At 39.0% G+C, this 15376-nt stretch carries 7 protein-coding genes; 1 reads left to right on the forward strand and 6 read right to left on the reverse strand.

Features of this window, described 5'->3' with window-relative positions:
• The 6 genes from KDN43_RS05360 to tnpC all read right to left on the reverse strand — a co-directional run bounded on the left by KDN43_RS05360 (position 1) and on the right by tnpC (position 11579).
• Positions 1-1776: a DUF4091 domain-containing protein gene (locus KDN43_RS05360; protein ID WP_080903914.1), complete on the reverse strand. Its 1776-nt coding sequence runs from the start codon at positions 1774-1776 to the stop codon at positions 1-3.
• 144 nt (positions 1777-1920) lie between these two features.
• The gene (locus KDN43_RS05365) at positions 1921-3129 is read right to left on the reverse strand and encodes a SusE domain-containing protein (protein ID WP_238868635.1); all 1209 of its coding nucleotides are present in this window, start codon (positions 3127-3129) and stop codon (positions 1921-1923) included.
• A 28-nt stretch (positions 3130-3157) separates the two neighbouring features.
• Positions 3158-5062 carry a RagB/SusD family nutrient uptake outer membrane protein gene (locus tag KDN43_RS05370; RefSeq protein ID WP_080903912.1) on the reverse strand — a complete coding sequence of 635 codons (1905 nt, stop codon included), beginning with the start codon at positions 5060-5062 and terminating at the stop codon, positions 3158-3160.
• A 21-nt stretch (positions 5063-5083) separates the two neighbouring features.
• Complete coding sequence (locus tag KDN43_RS05375; protein WP_238868636.1) at positions 5084-8461, reverse strand: SusC/RagA family TonB-linked outer membrane protein; 3378 nt, start codon at positions 8459-8461, stop codon at positions 5084-5086.
• A gap of 159 nt (positions 8462-8620) precedes the next feature.
• On the reverse strand, positions 8621-9805 hold the full coding sequence (locus KDN43_RS05380) for a FecR family protein (protein ID WP_238868637.1): 1185 nt from the start codon (positions 9803-9805) through the stop codon (positions 8621-8623).
• 184 nt (positions 9806-9989) lie between these two features.
• Positions 9990-11579, reverse strand: coding sequence for an IS66 family transposase (gene tnpC / locus KDN43_RS05385; RefSeq protein WP_327065725.1), 1590 nt, complete (start codon positions 11577-11579; stop codon positions 9990-9992).
• A gap of 621 nt (positions 11580-12200) precedes the next feature.
• Between tnpC and KDN43_RS05390 the strand changes: the two genes are divergently transcribed.
• Positions 12201-15368 carry a SusC/RagA family TonB-linked outer membrane protein gene (locus KDN43_RS05390; RefSeq protein WP_238868638.1) on the forward strand — a complete coding sequence of 1056 codons (3168 nt, stop codon included), beginning with the start codon at positions 12201-12203 and terminating at the stop codon, positions 15366-15368.
• Positions 15369-15376: the final 8 nt, after the last annotated feature.

A 15376-nucleotide genomic window follows, 5' to 3' on the forward strand; every position in this document is an offset into this window, starting at 1 on the left:
TTATTCAGCCCAGTCATTCAATAATTTTTTCGCTTGTTCTAATTCCTGATAAAGCTCAGGACTTTCTTTTTTTGATCCGAATTGAAGAATGATCTTGTTCATTTTCTCTAATTTTTCTTTCGATTCCAGATCGTTCTTCTCTTTCCATTCATCCCGATAAATACGAATCTTTTCTGCATCCTGAATCCCTTCTCTCAGACGTTCGAATCGGACAGAACTACGATCAGGATATACGATGTAGGTATCTCCCGCGGGATAGCGAATAAAACGAGAGTCTTCGAGCGGCTTTTCATTCCATGAGTTGTATGTCCAATGTAGAAATCCATCATAGCCTAAAGCCAAAGAATACCACGAAATATACACTGCATCTGCCGGATTTGAAAAAGTAAATATATTGGGAAATCTATCTCCACAGCAAACATAATAAGCAGACACGAGGCCATTATCGCGCCGGACATCCAGATCTTCTTTCGTGAAAGGAGAGTTAAATCCGAGAGTTAAAGATCTGACAAAAGGATATTTTTTATAGCTCTGGTGATTATCTGCCAAAGATATTCCTAATTCCGGAGCAGCCTTTTGCATGAGATCAACAACGGCTTTCAGGTCTTCCGGAGTACGCTCGTCCATTGCAATATTTGTTATATTAATCCAACCTTTCTGTTTTAAATGAATGACAAAATCTTGTAAAAAGGGAGTCCACATCTCATAGAATTCAGTGCTACCGGGTTTAGCATTTACATTTACCATTTTTCCTGTGGATGCATCATGATAATGTAATTCATTGCCCCATGGAAGCATCGAATAACAATCTATCGTACCTTTTATACCCAAATCTTGCATAAAATGAACCCATTTATCAAAAGCGGTATAATCATATTTCCAACTTCCATCAGTGGTCTTGATCCATGTTATCATGTCGGCATATGCATCATAACATTGATTATTCCAAGGTTCTTTATTTAATGTAGCTGTTATTACTTTCTGACCGGCATCGACCAGGAGCTTCATAATCGGTTTCATTTTTTCGAAATGTTCGTCACTCCAGACTTCCAATCCATTCACACGAGCCACAGATGTAGGATGTTGCCACATATCCAGATGAAATTTCCAATCGGCTGGTAATGGCAAAGTCTTTTTCTTTACTTCTATGGCAATATCTAATTTTTGAAGGTTTTTATTTTTAGATTCGATATTGATCTTTCCTTTGTATAGGCCTGCCTCTGCTTCCCGGGGAATATCTATGGTAATCCAAACAGGACGCACGTTTTTTGGCTCAATGTCAAAATACTTAATATTATCAAGTATATCTGGAGATAAAGAGGAACGGAAATCGTCCGGATTCGCTTCTTCGCATCCTCTTTCAAAATAGTCCGTAATCACGTAACGAACAAAACGAGCCTGAGCTATATTCGTTGGTAAAGAAGATGAGCTTGATTGAAAGCTTTCAAACTCAATATTTACCTCTTCAAATTTTTCTACTGACCAAAGTAATAGTTGGCCAGAAATTCTTTCTCCTTTCCACCCACTTAGTTGCAGAATTTTGCTGGATGGAATATCCGGAGCTACGGATCTTGGATAACGTGTGTCTATGTCCGCAAAAGAAATATTTAATCCGGATGGGACTTTACTCCAATCGGAAAGAGTATCTGCCGTTGGATCGGCTCTCTCTGTAATACTACTATATTCATCTATGTTCTTTACCTGAGAGCAGGCTATAGACTGGAATATAAAGATAAAAAGACTAAAAGATATGATTCCTGTAAAAATATTTTTCATGATAAATGGATATTGCTATTCTCTCTTTTACTTTCTTTATCAGAGAATTTTTCATAAACGAAGATTGGATTCAATTGGATAGCATATCTTTATCAATGATATGCTATCCAATAATTAAGAGTATCTCAAGAAGTCATAAATTGATTATCGAGACATGAACCTTATTGTCATTTTTTCTGTATCAAGAATAATCAAATTGATATCCCCATCTAATATTTGCCAATAGTTATCTGGATACTCTGGTGAGCCGGCTACAAACTGATAAACAGTATAGGTTTTTCCTTTCGTAACAGGCACAATAAGCCCATCAGGTGTAGTTAAACCTTTATATCCCCAACCTACTCCCTTTTCTATAGGAAATCTTATTCTACCACTCGGTTTTCCTGCTTCTCCAGCATCTAATGTTTCGTTGAAAACAAAAATATTTGGATTAGCAATACTTTGTGTCATTGATAGCGGATTATCCACATCCCAATCTTTGCCGCCTCCAGGAACCGCTTCCGCAATCATATACACATTGTCATATTTAGGTTTGATAGCTGTTGCTTCGGAATAAAAAACAACTGTTTTTTCTTTGGTATTTATCACCACAACATAAGTTCCGGCATTGGGGATCAGCCATGAATTATCGGGAGTACCCGAAGTAGCCAGCAGTACAGGCATCATAGTTCCATCATCTATGGTAAGGTTTGGAGTACGAGAAGAAACTATATCAGCGGAAGCATCTAAAGAAAGAGGAAACTTAATCTTGCCTTCTTGCAGCAACCCCTTATATGCAAAAACATAAGGATCTTCTATAGCTCTGCTCATTTCTATTTGTCCACCGGGCACTGCTGTTCCAACTGCATACATTTTGTTCGTTTCTATCACTCTAGGAGCAAAAGGAGTGACTGTAACCACTACATCTGATATTTCCGGTTTAATAAAATGAGGACCGGTAACAGTTGCAATTACCCTCGCCTCAATTCGGGCAGATTTTGCCGGTTGTACCTCCCAATAATCGAGAAGAAGCTCATTTAGTTCTCTATGAGTAAAACTTCTTGAGAATACACCTTCAGGCATCTCTTCTGTTTCTATGGCTGTTTGAAATTGATTCTCTGCAATATCTACTTTAAAGAGATAAGACAATGAGGTTCCTTCTCCTCTATTATTTCCTGTATTCCATGTAAAGGTAAGAGCAACTTCTTCCGATTTATCTTCATTGAGAACAATGTTATCGCCCGAAGCACTTATCGTTAATGGGTTATCTGTTGTCTCTCCAGGGTTTAAATTATCATTGTTACTATCACTATCACACGATGCAATACAACACATGAATAGGAGAAGGCTTAGCAGTTTAAATATATTTTTCATTATACTATTTTTTTTATTATACTATTTTTTACCATCCCGGAAGTTGTCTCAGATTTGGGTTCCGGTCTAATTCAGATTGAGGAACAGGAAACCAATAACTCTTGAATTTGCGTGTTTGATATACTTTTCGGACAAAGTAAGCCTCTGGATCATTCTTGTCATCACTATTTTTTGTTCCTGAGAAGTTCATTCCCCAAAAATCTGTATTCAAAGCCTTTTCGGCATCTTTCCATCTTCGGACATCGTCAAAACGGATAACCGCTTCACAATTCAACTCAACTCTTCTTTCCTGATGTATCGCCTTACGCATAGCAGCTTGATCCGTTGGAATAGTAACCTCATCTTGACCATTTCCGTAGAGTGGAATTCCAGCTCTTTCTCTGATTAAATTTAGGTAATTCACTACTTTAGTTTTGTTCGCTCCATAATCTGCTTCATTTAAGGCTTCAGCAGAGGTTAGGTAGGCTTCTGCCAAACGATAAATAATTCCAACTCGTTGTTTAAATGTGTTATTTACAGGATTAGCGTCTGGATCTGTTCTTTTCCTCATTAAATATCCCACAGGAGGAGAATCAGGGGAAGGGCCTCCATCTTTACCATTAAGATAGAAATCGGTAAGACGTCCTGCGCTGTTTATCCAGCTTCCATTATAAAGTACCGAAATATAAAAGCGAGGCTCTCTATTGCAATACATATTGTAGGTTCCAGCCAATGTTATCTTATTTTCATCGGCTAATGCATTTCCTTTTACCTCTTTCCAATGAGTTTTTCTTACTTCATCGCTACTTGAAAATCCTTTTTCGGTATAACCGGATTCCGGGTTGATAACCGGAAGTCCGGATGCGTCATATCCATTGATAGGAGGTAAACCGTTTTTCATAAAAAAGGCATCTACTAATGTTTGAGTTACACTGATAGCTCCAGTCCCGCCAGTCCCTCTTGGTTGTGTTACAATATCCCAATTATTATATTGACAATCAGGCCTAGCCATTAGTATTTCTGTATTACCTTCCAAGAATCCCTTTAACATCACATTCTGATAAGACATAAAAGGGTCAATCTCTCCCGAAGACAAATATTCATAAAACAATTTATGCCCATTTGCCGTCGCGTAATTAATCAGATCCTCAGATGCTTCTGCCGCCCGAGTCCATTTTTGGAGACTCGGAGTTGAATTAAAGATAGGGATACCTTCATTATTAACGACATCTTTCATCGCAGAGTTTCCATTTACTAATGGGCTGGCGGCGAAAAGAAGTAAACGGGCTCTTATTGCTTTGCACATGACAGAGGTTATTCTTCCATATTTCCGATTATCGCTGTAAGAAGGAGGTAAAACATTGGAGGCATCAACCAATAATGTCTCTATCCAGTCTACAACCTTGTCAAAAGGTTGCTGATTAACCAATAACTCATTCATGGAGTTTACATCTTGAGCTTTTTCCAAAATTGGAATTGAGCCATAATAAGTCAACATCAAATAATGATAATAGGCAATTAGGAAACGAACTTCCGCCTTCATATATTCAACCTCAGTATTTTTCAGGTTTTGATCTGGCAATGGCTTTACATTTTCCAAAAAAATGTAGCCCGAACGAATCTGTTTCGGTAAGTGTAGCCAATAGTTTTTATCCCATCCTGTACTTGAGGCACTCCAATTTCCTTGTTGATAGGAGATGGTCCAAAAGCCATACTGTTCCCATCTGGTAGATGGAGCTACGTCGTCTCCTATACTTTCCATTCCATAACTATAAACATCTGGCACACCACTATATATACCAGCGAGCCACTTCTCCACATTCGTTTTGTTTTCAAATACTAGATCCAAACTTAACTGATCATCAGGCTCTTTGTCAAGATAATCAGAGCATGAACTAAAACTGAATATAGAGATGGTTACTAAAATAACCAATCGCAATTTGTTCTTTTTCATATAATATTTTATTATTGTTGATTAAAAACCGATCTCAATACCAAAAGATAGAGATTTCATTATGGGATATTGTCCTCCCTGAGGTTCCTTTATTTCAGGGTCCCAGAGTTTAAATCGAGAAAAAGTAAAAAGATTCGCTCCCCGGAAGAATACACGAACTTTACTTAATAAGGCTTGACTAATAATTTTTTGCGGTATAGAATAACCAACCTCAATATTTTTGACTCTTAACATACTCATATCTTTAAGCCACCAAGTTGATTCTTGGCTATTATTTGTATTTAATCCTAATGATAATCTGGGATAAAAAGCGTCATGAGAAGTGTTTTCTGCAGTCCATCGATCGTTTACATTCGAAAATATATTACCTTTAGCGCCATTACCCGAACCCGGAATGATATTTCTATCCAACATATTATATGTTTTTCCGTTCCCTTGAAGCATGGCTCCAAAATCAAGATTTTGGTATTGAATGTTTAGACCTAATCCATAAACCAGTTGAGGGTCTAGTGTTCCTTTGATAGCTGTCCTATCCAAATCGTCTATTCTATTATCATTATTCAGATCCTTATATTTAATGTCTCCAGGACGCACATTTCCATATGTATGCGCGGGTATTCCATCAGCCAAAATTCCGGCATCAACATCGGCAAAATCCGCGTCTGTAAAAAAACCATCGTCTAACAGACCAAACCATTGGCCTACTGGATGCCCAGTCTCGGCCCTGGTACTCCCAATTATTGAAATCGATTCATCGATTTCAATAATCTTGTTTTTTGCATAAGTAAATGAGCCGAAGAAATTTACAAATAAATCTTTTTTCAGTTGCTTATTTACGCCCAGTGATAACTCTATTCCATGGTTATTGACTTTTCCAAAATTGCTCCATGGAGTCTGGATATAACCTCCTGTGCTAGGAATAGATCGTCTCTGCATGAAGATATCCGATCTTTTATCCATAAAATAATCTGCTTGTAAATCTACCATCCCTTTGAATAAACTAAGTTCGAGCCCCAGATTGGTCTTTTTGACAGTCTCCCATGTTAATGAAGGATTGGCAAAATGACCTTCTGAATATCCCGGCATAGGTGTCGATTTGTTGTGTCCCCAGGTATAGCCGCCTATTTCTTCGATCGTAGCAAGGTAAGCAAAACGACGGTCTTCAAGCTGATCATTACCAACCAATCCATGAGAAAGCCTTAGTTTGAGTTTTGAAATTGTTTTTGAGACCGGATTCATAAAAGGCTCTTCCGATACGATCCAGCCAACAGCTATAGAGGGGAAAAAACCAAAACGCTGCCCTTTTGCAAAATTTTCTGATCCATTATATCCAAAATTAAATTCTCCGATATATTTACCGCCATAGGTATATGATGCTCTCCCTGCAATCCCTTGATTTCTATATGGAATTGCGGATCCATTATCATAATTCGATTGGTTATAAAGGAATAAACCTTCTACTGCATGTGATCCAAATGTCTGATTATATGTGAGACGTCCTTCCAGATAGATTCTTTTACTTCCCCATTCCGACCCGGTTTCATATCCTAGAAAATTACTTCCCGATTCTCGTAGTGCAACAATTAGGTCTCCTTCATCATTTCTCCCCGATGCGACTTGATAGTAATTGGGTTTATTAGAGCGAGTTACTGAGTTGGAAGAGTAACGGTCGAAAGAAAAAATTCCTGTGGCTTTCAATCCGGGTAAAAGAATCTTCAAGTCTTGTTCCAGAGAGAATAAGGTTTCTATTTGACTTGAGCTGCTACGCGTAAATCCGGTTTGAGTTGTTTTGGCCCATGGATTGGATTGTCCCAAGTTAGGAATCTGACCCGAAGAATATTGCTTGGGATGAATAAACGGCGGAGCCACAAAAGCTTCATAATATAAATACTGAATACCTTGAGGGGGAGCTGTTCGTTCTTGTAAATATCCACCTATGTTAAATCTTATCAATGTGGTTGGTGTTAGATTCATATCAACATTAGAACGCACATTGTATCTTTGAACTTTGATTGAGGAGTCCCATTCCTTTCGATTATCTCTTGCCAGAATTCCTTTTTCACCATAATAAGCAGCAACAAAAGAATATCGCAATCTTTCGGATCCCCCGGAAATATCAAGAGTCGTTCTCATATTGGAAGCATGATCCTTTGATATGGCATCGATCCAATCAACATCGGGATAAAGATCCGGATCATAGTTAGATCTGGTTTTTGCAATTTGGTTTGTATATAAGGGTAACATATCACTATCGACCCGAATATCATCCAACACTTGCATATAATCTGCAGCCCCTATAAAATCCGGTAAGCGAACCGGAGCAGTTTGGGCAAATTCACTCTTAACAGTAATAGACGGTTTTCCAATCTTTCCTCTTTTCGTATTAATAAGGATAACGCCATTGGCTCCTCTTACTCCATAAACAGCACTAGCTGCTGCATCTTTTAAAACAGAGAAAGACTCTATTTCTTCGATATCAATATTATTGAGAGATCTCTCGATTCCATCAACCAAAACGAGCGGATTACGAGCCCCTTGAAAAGTGCTGATTCCACGAATCCAAAAACTTGAATTATCATAACCGGGCTCTCCTGATCGTTGCACTCCTATAATCCCCGATACTGTACCTGTAAGATTATTGCTTAAAGAGCGTGTAGTTCCAACCTTTAACTTACCTGGGGTCACTGTTGTTATAGACCCTACAACCGATTCTTTCTTCTGATTTCCATAAGCAACTACTACCACCTCGCCTAAGCTTTCAACACTCTCTGTCATAACGACATTGATAATTTTTCTTGCATCAACGATTTCTTCTATAGTATTAAATCCCACATAAGAGTATTCTAAAACTAAGTTTTTACCAGTTACGTTAATAACATATTTTCCGTCTAAATCTGTAATAACTCCATTTTGGGTGCCTTTGACTATTACTGTAACCCCAACCAGCGGATTTCCGCCTATATCTGTTACATTTCCTTTTATTGATATTTTAACCTGTTCGCTATCCTTTACTGTTTCAGGACTTGCCTTATGGTCTCCTTCATAGATTACGATCTGTTTGTCAATTATTTTATATGACAGTTTTGAACCGGCAAACAATTCATCCAATATCTGGGATATGCTTTTTGATTTACTTTTGATGCTGGTTTGTTTATCCAAACTAGGTTTTACACTGTTGTTGAAGATGAAAATGAATTCGCTTTTTCTTTCTACTTCATGAAGGACTTCCCTGATTGTTGTGTTTTTCATCTCCAAGGATAGCTTTGTTTCCTGCGAATAGCTGTTCCCAGCAATTGCTGTAAAAATACATGTGAATACCATCGCTAATATTAATCTCATGATTTTTAATACTCGTATTAGATTAGGATTATATTTTTCCTTTGCGTAACTTTGGTGCATAATTTATCTGTTTTTAATTATGTTTATAATTCGCGTTGTAAGTAATTAAATTCATTCGTCGGGTGGTAATGCTAATACCGCCCGATTTTTTAGGTTAAATTTTTCTCATAGGCATTTTTCGTTTTTTTATTTAAGACTAATTATTAAGTTATACTATATTTATTCAAGGTTGAAGTATATGGTTTTACCTTCCTGTCGGTAGTGAGTAGAGGATAGGATGGCAATAGCTTGCATTACGTTGTTTACATCCGGTGACAAATAGATTTTACCTGTGCAGGTTATGTTTTTCAAATTCTCGCTATTTCCGGCATTGAAGGTTATGTTATAATATCGCCCTATTTGTTTCAAGACTTCAGTAATGGGAGCATTATCAAATCTGAAATACCCGTCTTTCCAACTTATATATTGCGAAACATCAACCAGCTCTTTTCTGAAAGAGTTATTTGTCAAGGATACCCGTTCGTTAGGCTGTATGTATACTTCGTCTAGCTTTTCTGATTTAACACCGACGCTCCCTTCTACTAAAACCACCGATGTAGGAGAGTTAGCATAGGTGGAAACATTAAATTTTGTTCCGTACACCCTTACATCAATATCGGATGAATGGACAAGGAACGGTTTACTTTTATCCTTTGCTACCTCGATGTATATTTCTCCGTTAAGATTAATTTCTCTTGTGTTTTTACTGAAGTCGGTCGGAAATTCCAATATCGATCCAGAGTTGAGCCATATTTTAGTACCATCGGATAATTCTATTTGTGAGCGTTTCCCGTAGGGCACTACTAATTTATTCAGAGTCTCATTTTCTGTTAACAACTCGGATACTTCGGTTTGTCCACTTTGAGCGACAAGAATATTTCCTTTTCGATTGATATGGATACTCAAATCGTTTTGGAAGGTTGTGGTCCCCGATGCTGTTACCAAGAGGATATCTTCTCCACTTTCTTCAAGTCCTATTATCAGATTGTCATCGGCAGACGAATAGTCAAATAGATTTATAGGTTTGAATATAGTAAACAGCCCAACGAGGAATATGACACATGCTGCTGCAGCATATCGCCCGAACAAGCGTACTCTCTTTTTCCTTTTTATGGCTTTGGAAGAAGTCTCTTTTATGGACGAGAGTAAACTTGCTCGGGTGATACTGTCCAGTCCGTCACCCTTCGATTGAAGTTTGCTAAAGAGGCGTATTGCTTCTCTGAACTGATTCTCTAACTCTGGATATTGGTTAATGTAATTATTCCATAATAGCTCCAGATCCTTATCTTCGGTAAATCTCCATGTGATAAAATCCTCATCATTAAGGAATTCAATATTGCTCCTGAGCTTTTTCTTGTTTGTCATAGTCATATATAAAATGAGGATTCACCCCCTTTTATATAAAGACGATCTCACTTTCCTTTTCTTGCCAACTTTTTGTGAGAAAGTATATATTTATAGAATTTTAACAACTACTACCCGAGATTAGTAACTACTCAGGTACCCCCTGTCATAGACAGAGAGTCCTGACTAGTCGTCAATAACTATGCTATACTCGAAACTGCGCTTTAGCAAGGGATGCAATAACCCGAAGGACCTCAAAGGGGTTCTGTCCGTTCTTGACCGCTGTTTGGATGACGGAGGCAACGGTAGCATAGTTCCCGGCTCCTTCCTCGGAGCGGAAGCACCCGCTGACTTTCAATTTGGTCTTGGCCGGTCTCAATGCCTTCTCGGAGTCATTATTCGTGGGAGGAACAGCGGGATTGGTGAGGAAGGTAAAGATATAGTCCCGGTGTTTGGTAATGCCTTTTTTGAGTTTATCAAGTTCATTATTCTCCCCGTCTTCTTTCGTGTAAACCGAAGGTCTTTCGAGCAGCTTGTCCAGTCTTTCTTCCATATCTTTCCTGACCGCTTCTCCAATGTCATTTTCATTGCGATGATGGACGGAGTCCCGCAGCAGGTCGAGCATGTCAAGGCTCCATGGATCATCCGGAAAGGCCTGCATCGTGTAGGTAAGGTTCCGCAACAGATGGGCAATGCATATCTGGTGATCCTCCATCCCCACGTCTCCCATGAAGTAGGCCGGAAGTCGGTCAGTGACCCATACCATATTACCTTGCTCTTCCCCGGTAAAGTGCTTGTTGATCACATGGTGGCTTCTGCTGCTGTCAAAGGCGAGGAAGGTGGCTACGGCATTCTGGGAAGCCCAGAGCCAGTTATTTTTCCCGTTCACGTTGATTCCGGTTTCGTCCGCCCCGGTAACCTTTCCTTCTGCAACTTTCTGACGGATCATTTCGTAGGGCGTTTTGGAGAATTTCCGCATGGCCTTCAGCATGTTCGATACGGAGCCTTCACTGATGTGGAGTCCGAAGATGGTCTCGTACAGATGGGTGAGTCGCTTGAACGGAACATTTTGGTAAGTGCTGAGGTAGGATGTCATCGCCATGATGTTGGGGCCGAAGGATACGGGAGCATTCACCTCTTCCGGAAACTGCCCCTTGCTGCAATGCCCGCAGGAGCACTTGACCTGCATCGTCATGTGGTTGACAACCGTGGCCGCAATCGGAAGCGGAATGTCCACCACCTGGCGTGTGGCGCTGACGATCGCAGCGTCCATCTCCAGCGGCTTTCCACATTCCGGACACACGGAGACGGGGTACCACTGTTGGGTTTCCGTTACATTTTCGGATTGGAGCAGGGTGCTCCCCGAATGGCCTTTCTGCCCACCGGACTTCCTGCCGGAAGGCTTGCGCTGGGACTGTGTATGCCGGATGCCAATTGGATTCCCGGAGGGCGGGACGCTACTGTTCGTGCTATTCTTTATGACGGGTTTCCTGCCACTCCCGAGTTCGGCAACATGGGATGCAAACTCGGCAATACGAGCCTCTTTGACTTTTATTTCACTGTCACGGACAGAAAGAATAAGATCCATCCGCGCAAGTTCCCTGTCCTTCTCCTCAAGGGTTTTGACAAGAGCCCTGTTGATCTTCGCCTGCACCAGCAGCCGCTCTGCCAGTTCTGTGGAGTCAAGCTCTTCGCAAAGGCCGAGTTCCCGAAGGATCTGCCTGCGCCGCCGGGAGAGCTTTACCCGGTCTGCCTCGACACTCTTTCCAAGTCCTGTATTAAAGTTCTTTTTCATACCTCCACAAAGATCGGGAAAATAATGGATCTGTGCAAATTTAATGATTTGTGCACCAGCGGATTAAAGGATGTTTCCAGACATTTTGGCAAGACCTGCGCCCCTTCTTTCGGAGGGTCATTCCAAAATTTTTTGAGGGCCTGCAATGCCCTCCAAATAGCCCACAATAAGCTGATATATAACAACTTCAATGCAGGGATAGCGGCATGAGGAAAAATTCAAAAAAATTACAACAGGATGTTGACAACCCTGCGACATTCTTCATCATTGGTCAGGAAAAGGGAACCTGAGTAGTTACAAACAATACCAATGGCTTTAAATAATTTATTTTCACAATTATCTTCAATATTTAATCACACAACCCGGTATTTGCATTATTTAACTTTTAAATTGCTTGATAATGTAAACATATGCATATATTTGCACTGTTTATATGTAGGACATATAGTATTTCAAGATACGTACTAGCATAAACATAACCTAAAATATAAAAGTGAACATGAAGAATTTTTTGATAAACAAAAGGAAACACCATTAGTAAATTTTACCGAACAACTAAAAAATTAATTTGACTATGTACAATGTCATATTTTATTAATCATGAAAGTAAATAAATCAAGTATGAAAAAAAACAGGAGATGCGATTCTCATCTTTTGAGAATTTTTATGGTTTTGGTCCTTACACCATACTTTGCTTCTTTGTCTGCTTTTCCGATGTTGCCAGGCAACGAAATTTTAAAAACTGAAGGTTCAAAGGAAGCAATAAGTATCAGTGGACGGATAATAGATCAAGATGGCTTTCCTCTTCCAGGTGTATCGATTATGGTAAAAGGAAAAGAGGGTGTTGGAACTATAACCGACACAGAAGGTAGGTATTCTTTAAAATGCGACGAAAACGACATTATTGTTTTCTCTTTTATTGGATATATAAGTCTGGAAAAAAGAGCTGGCGATATTGATAAAATTACTCTCACACTTAATGAAGATGTTGAGGAATTAGATGAACTTGTGGTGGTTGCTTTTGGAAAACAAAAAAAAGAGAGCCTAGTAAGCTCAATTTCAACCGTGAATCCGGGAGAACTTGTTGTTCCCTCAAGTAACTTAACTACGGCATTTGCAGGTAGGATGGCGAGTATTATTTCATATCAGAGATCGGGTGAGCCCGGACTTGATAATGCAGAGTTCTTTATTAGAGGTATTACAAGTTTCAGTGCAGGGGGTAAAAAGGATCCTTTGATTCTTATTGATGGTATAGAAATGAGTCCTAATGATCTTGCAAGAATCAACCCTGACGACATAGAATCATTTTCTGTAATGAAAGATGCAAGCTCTGCCGCTTTATATGGAGCACGTGGCGCGAATGGGGTAATCCTTGTGACTTCTAAGGAAGGACAGAGTGAGAAACTCTCAATTAATGTAAGGGGTGAGGTATCTTCGTCGTCGAACTCGGAGTTGGTTGAACTGGCCGATCCGATTAGTTATATGAAACTTCACAATGAAGCTGTAAGAACTCGAAATCCTATGGTTGCACTACCCTACTCTTCTAATAAAATATATAATACAGAACTTGGAACTGATCCTATCAGGTATCCTTCAGTAGATTGGTATAACTATTTGATTAAAGATCGCACATCAAATCAGCGATTAAATTTCAACCTATCTGGAGGAGGGCGTGCTGTACAATATTATATTGCAGCTAATTATCAACATGATACTGGTATTTTTAAGGAAAATGAACAGAATAAGTTCAATAATAACATAGACATAACTAGGTTCCAACTTCGCTCCAACATTACCATTAAACTAGCACCTAACACTAAAGCAGTAGTGAGAGCATATGGTTCATTTGATGATACTCGAGGTCCCAGACTTGGTGGTGCTTCTGCTTTCAATATGGCTCGAAATGCTACACCGGTGCGCTTCCTGCCTTTCTACCCGAAAGACGATAAGAATGAGTTTACAAATCATATCCTATTTGGTGCGGCAGAGACTGCTTCTACCTACACCAATCCGTTTGCTGAGATAGTGAGTGGTTTCAAGGAGTCTAAAACATCTATGATGTTTTCACAAGTTGAGATAGATCATCAGTTCACTGGGGCATTACAGGGATTTTTTGTAAGAAGTCTGTTTAATATTAAAAGAAACTCTTACTATGACCTCCAACGTTCTTACAACCCCTTTTATTATGCTCCATTAGAAACGGCAGATGGTTCATATGAACTAATTAATTTCAACCCAGATACTGGAACTGAGTATTTGAATTACAACTTTGGTGGAAAAAGTGTTACATCTGATGTATATGGTGAATTTCGGGCTGGTTACAACACAACTATAAATGATAAGAACGACCTAAGTATTCTTCTTGTTGGTTCTTTGCGTAGTGAAACAGATACTGAAGTTACAACAATTGAGGAGTCACTACCAAAAAGAAATATTTCTACTGCAGGCAGGGTTACTTATGGCTACGATTCACGCTACTTTTTTGAGGCAAACTTTGGATATAACGGCTCAGAAAGATTCTCAAAAAATAACCGTTTCGGTTTCTTCCCTTCTGTTGGAGCAGGATGGATGATAACTAACGAAGAGTTTATGCAGGGTATTCAGAATCAGCTGTCTTCTCTTAAGCTCAGGGCTACTTATGGTTTAGTAGGAAACGACCAAATTGGATACTTGAGAGACCGCTTCTTCTATCTTTCACAAGTAAACCTTAACTCAGAAGGATATACTTTTGGTACCGACAGAGGGTATACACGCCCTGGCGTTAGTATAAATAGATATGCTAATGATATGATAACATGGGAGATTGCTCACAAATTAAACCTGGGTATTGATCTTACACTTTTAAATGATCTTGATATTATTGCAGACTACTTCGTAGAAAGAAGAGAAAATATTTTACAAACAAGGACAGATATCCCGAGTACTATGGGATTAATACAAACTCCTCAAGCTAATGTTGGAGTGGCCGAAGGTTCAGGTTTTGAGGCTGAGGTGAAATACCAAAAAAGCTTCAATAAAGATATGTTTTTAATAGTTAATGGAAACTTCACTTACGCATCCAGTAAATTTATTGAGTACGAGGAGCCCGATTACACCGATGCACCATGGAAGTCTCGAATAGGAAGAAAATTATCACAAGAGTATGGACTTATTGCAGAGAGACTATTTATTGATGAAGCAGAGGTAGAAAACTCTCCAAGACAAATGTTTGGTGAATATGGAGCAGGTGATATAAAATATAAGGATATCAATAGAGATGGAGCGATAAATGCAGATGATATGGTTCCAATTGGATATCCTACTGTTCCGGAAATTATTTATGGTACCGGATTTACTTTGGGATATAAGAATTTAGATATTTCATGTTTCTTTCAAGGTTCAACAAGATCTTCATTCTTTATTAATCCATCTGCAATAACTCCCTTTGTAAATAACGGGCAACGTGCATTATTACAAGATATTGCAAATGACCATTGGTCAGAAAACAACCGAAATTTAAATGCTTTTTGGCCTCGACTATCGGAATATGAGATTAGTAATAATTCGCAAAGAAGTACATGGTGGCTGAGAGATGGAAGTTTTATGCGACTCAAATCGGCCGAAATAGGATATACGATTCCAAAAAGCACAACAAATAAATTAAATATTGACATGCTTCGATTTTATGCCAGTGGTTCGAATCTATTTTTATGGTCGAAATTTAAAATGTGGGATCCGGAGATGGCAGGGAATGGATTAGGATATCCTCTACAAAGGGTATTTAATCTGGGAATAAATATTAATTTTTAAATATTGAG

The organism is Proteiniphilum propionicum, from assembly GCF_022267555.1.
In the GTDB taxonomy this organism is placed as follows: domain Bacteria; phylum Bacteroidota; class Bacteroidia; order Bacteroidales; family Dysgonomonadaceae; genus Proteiniphilum; species Proteiniphilum propionicum.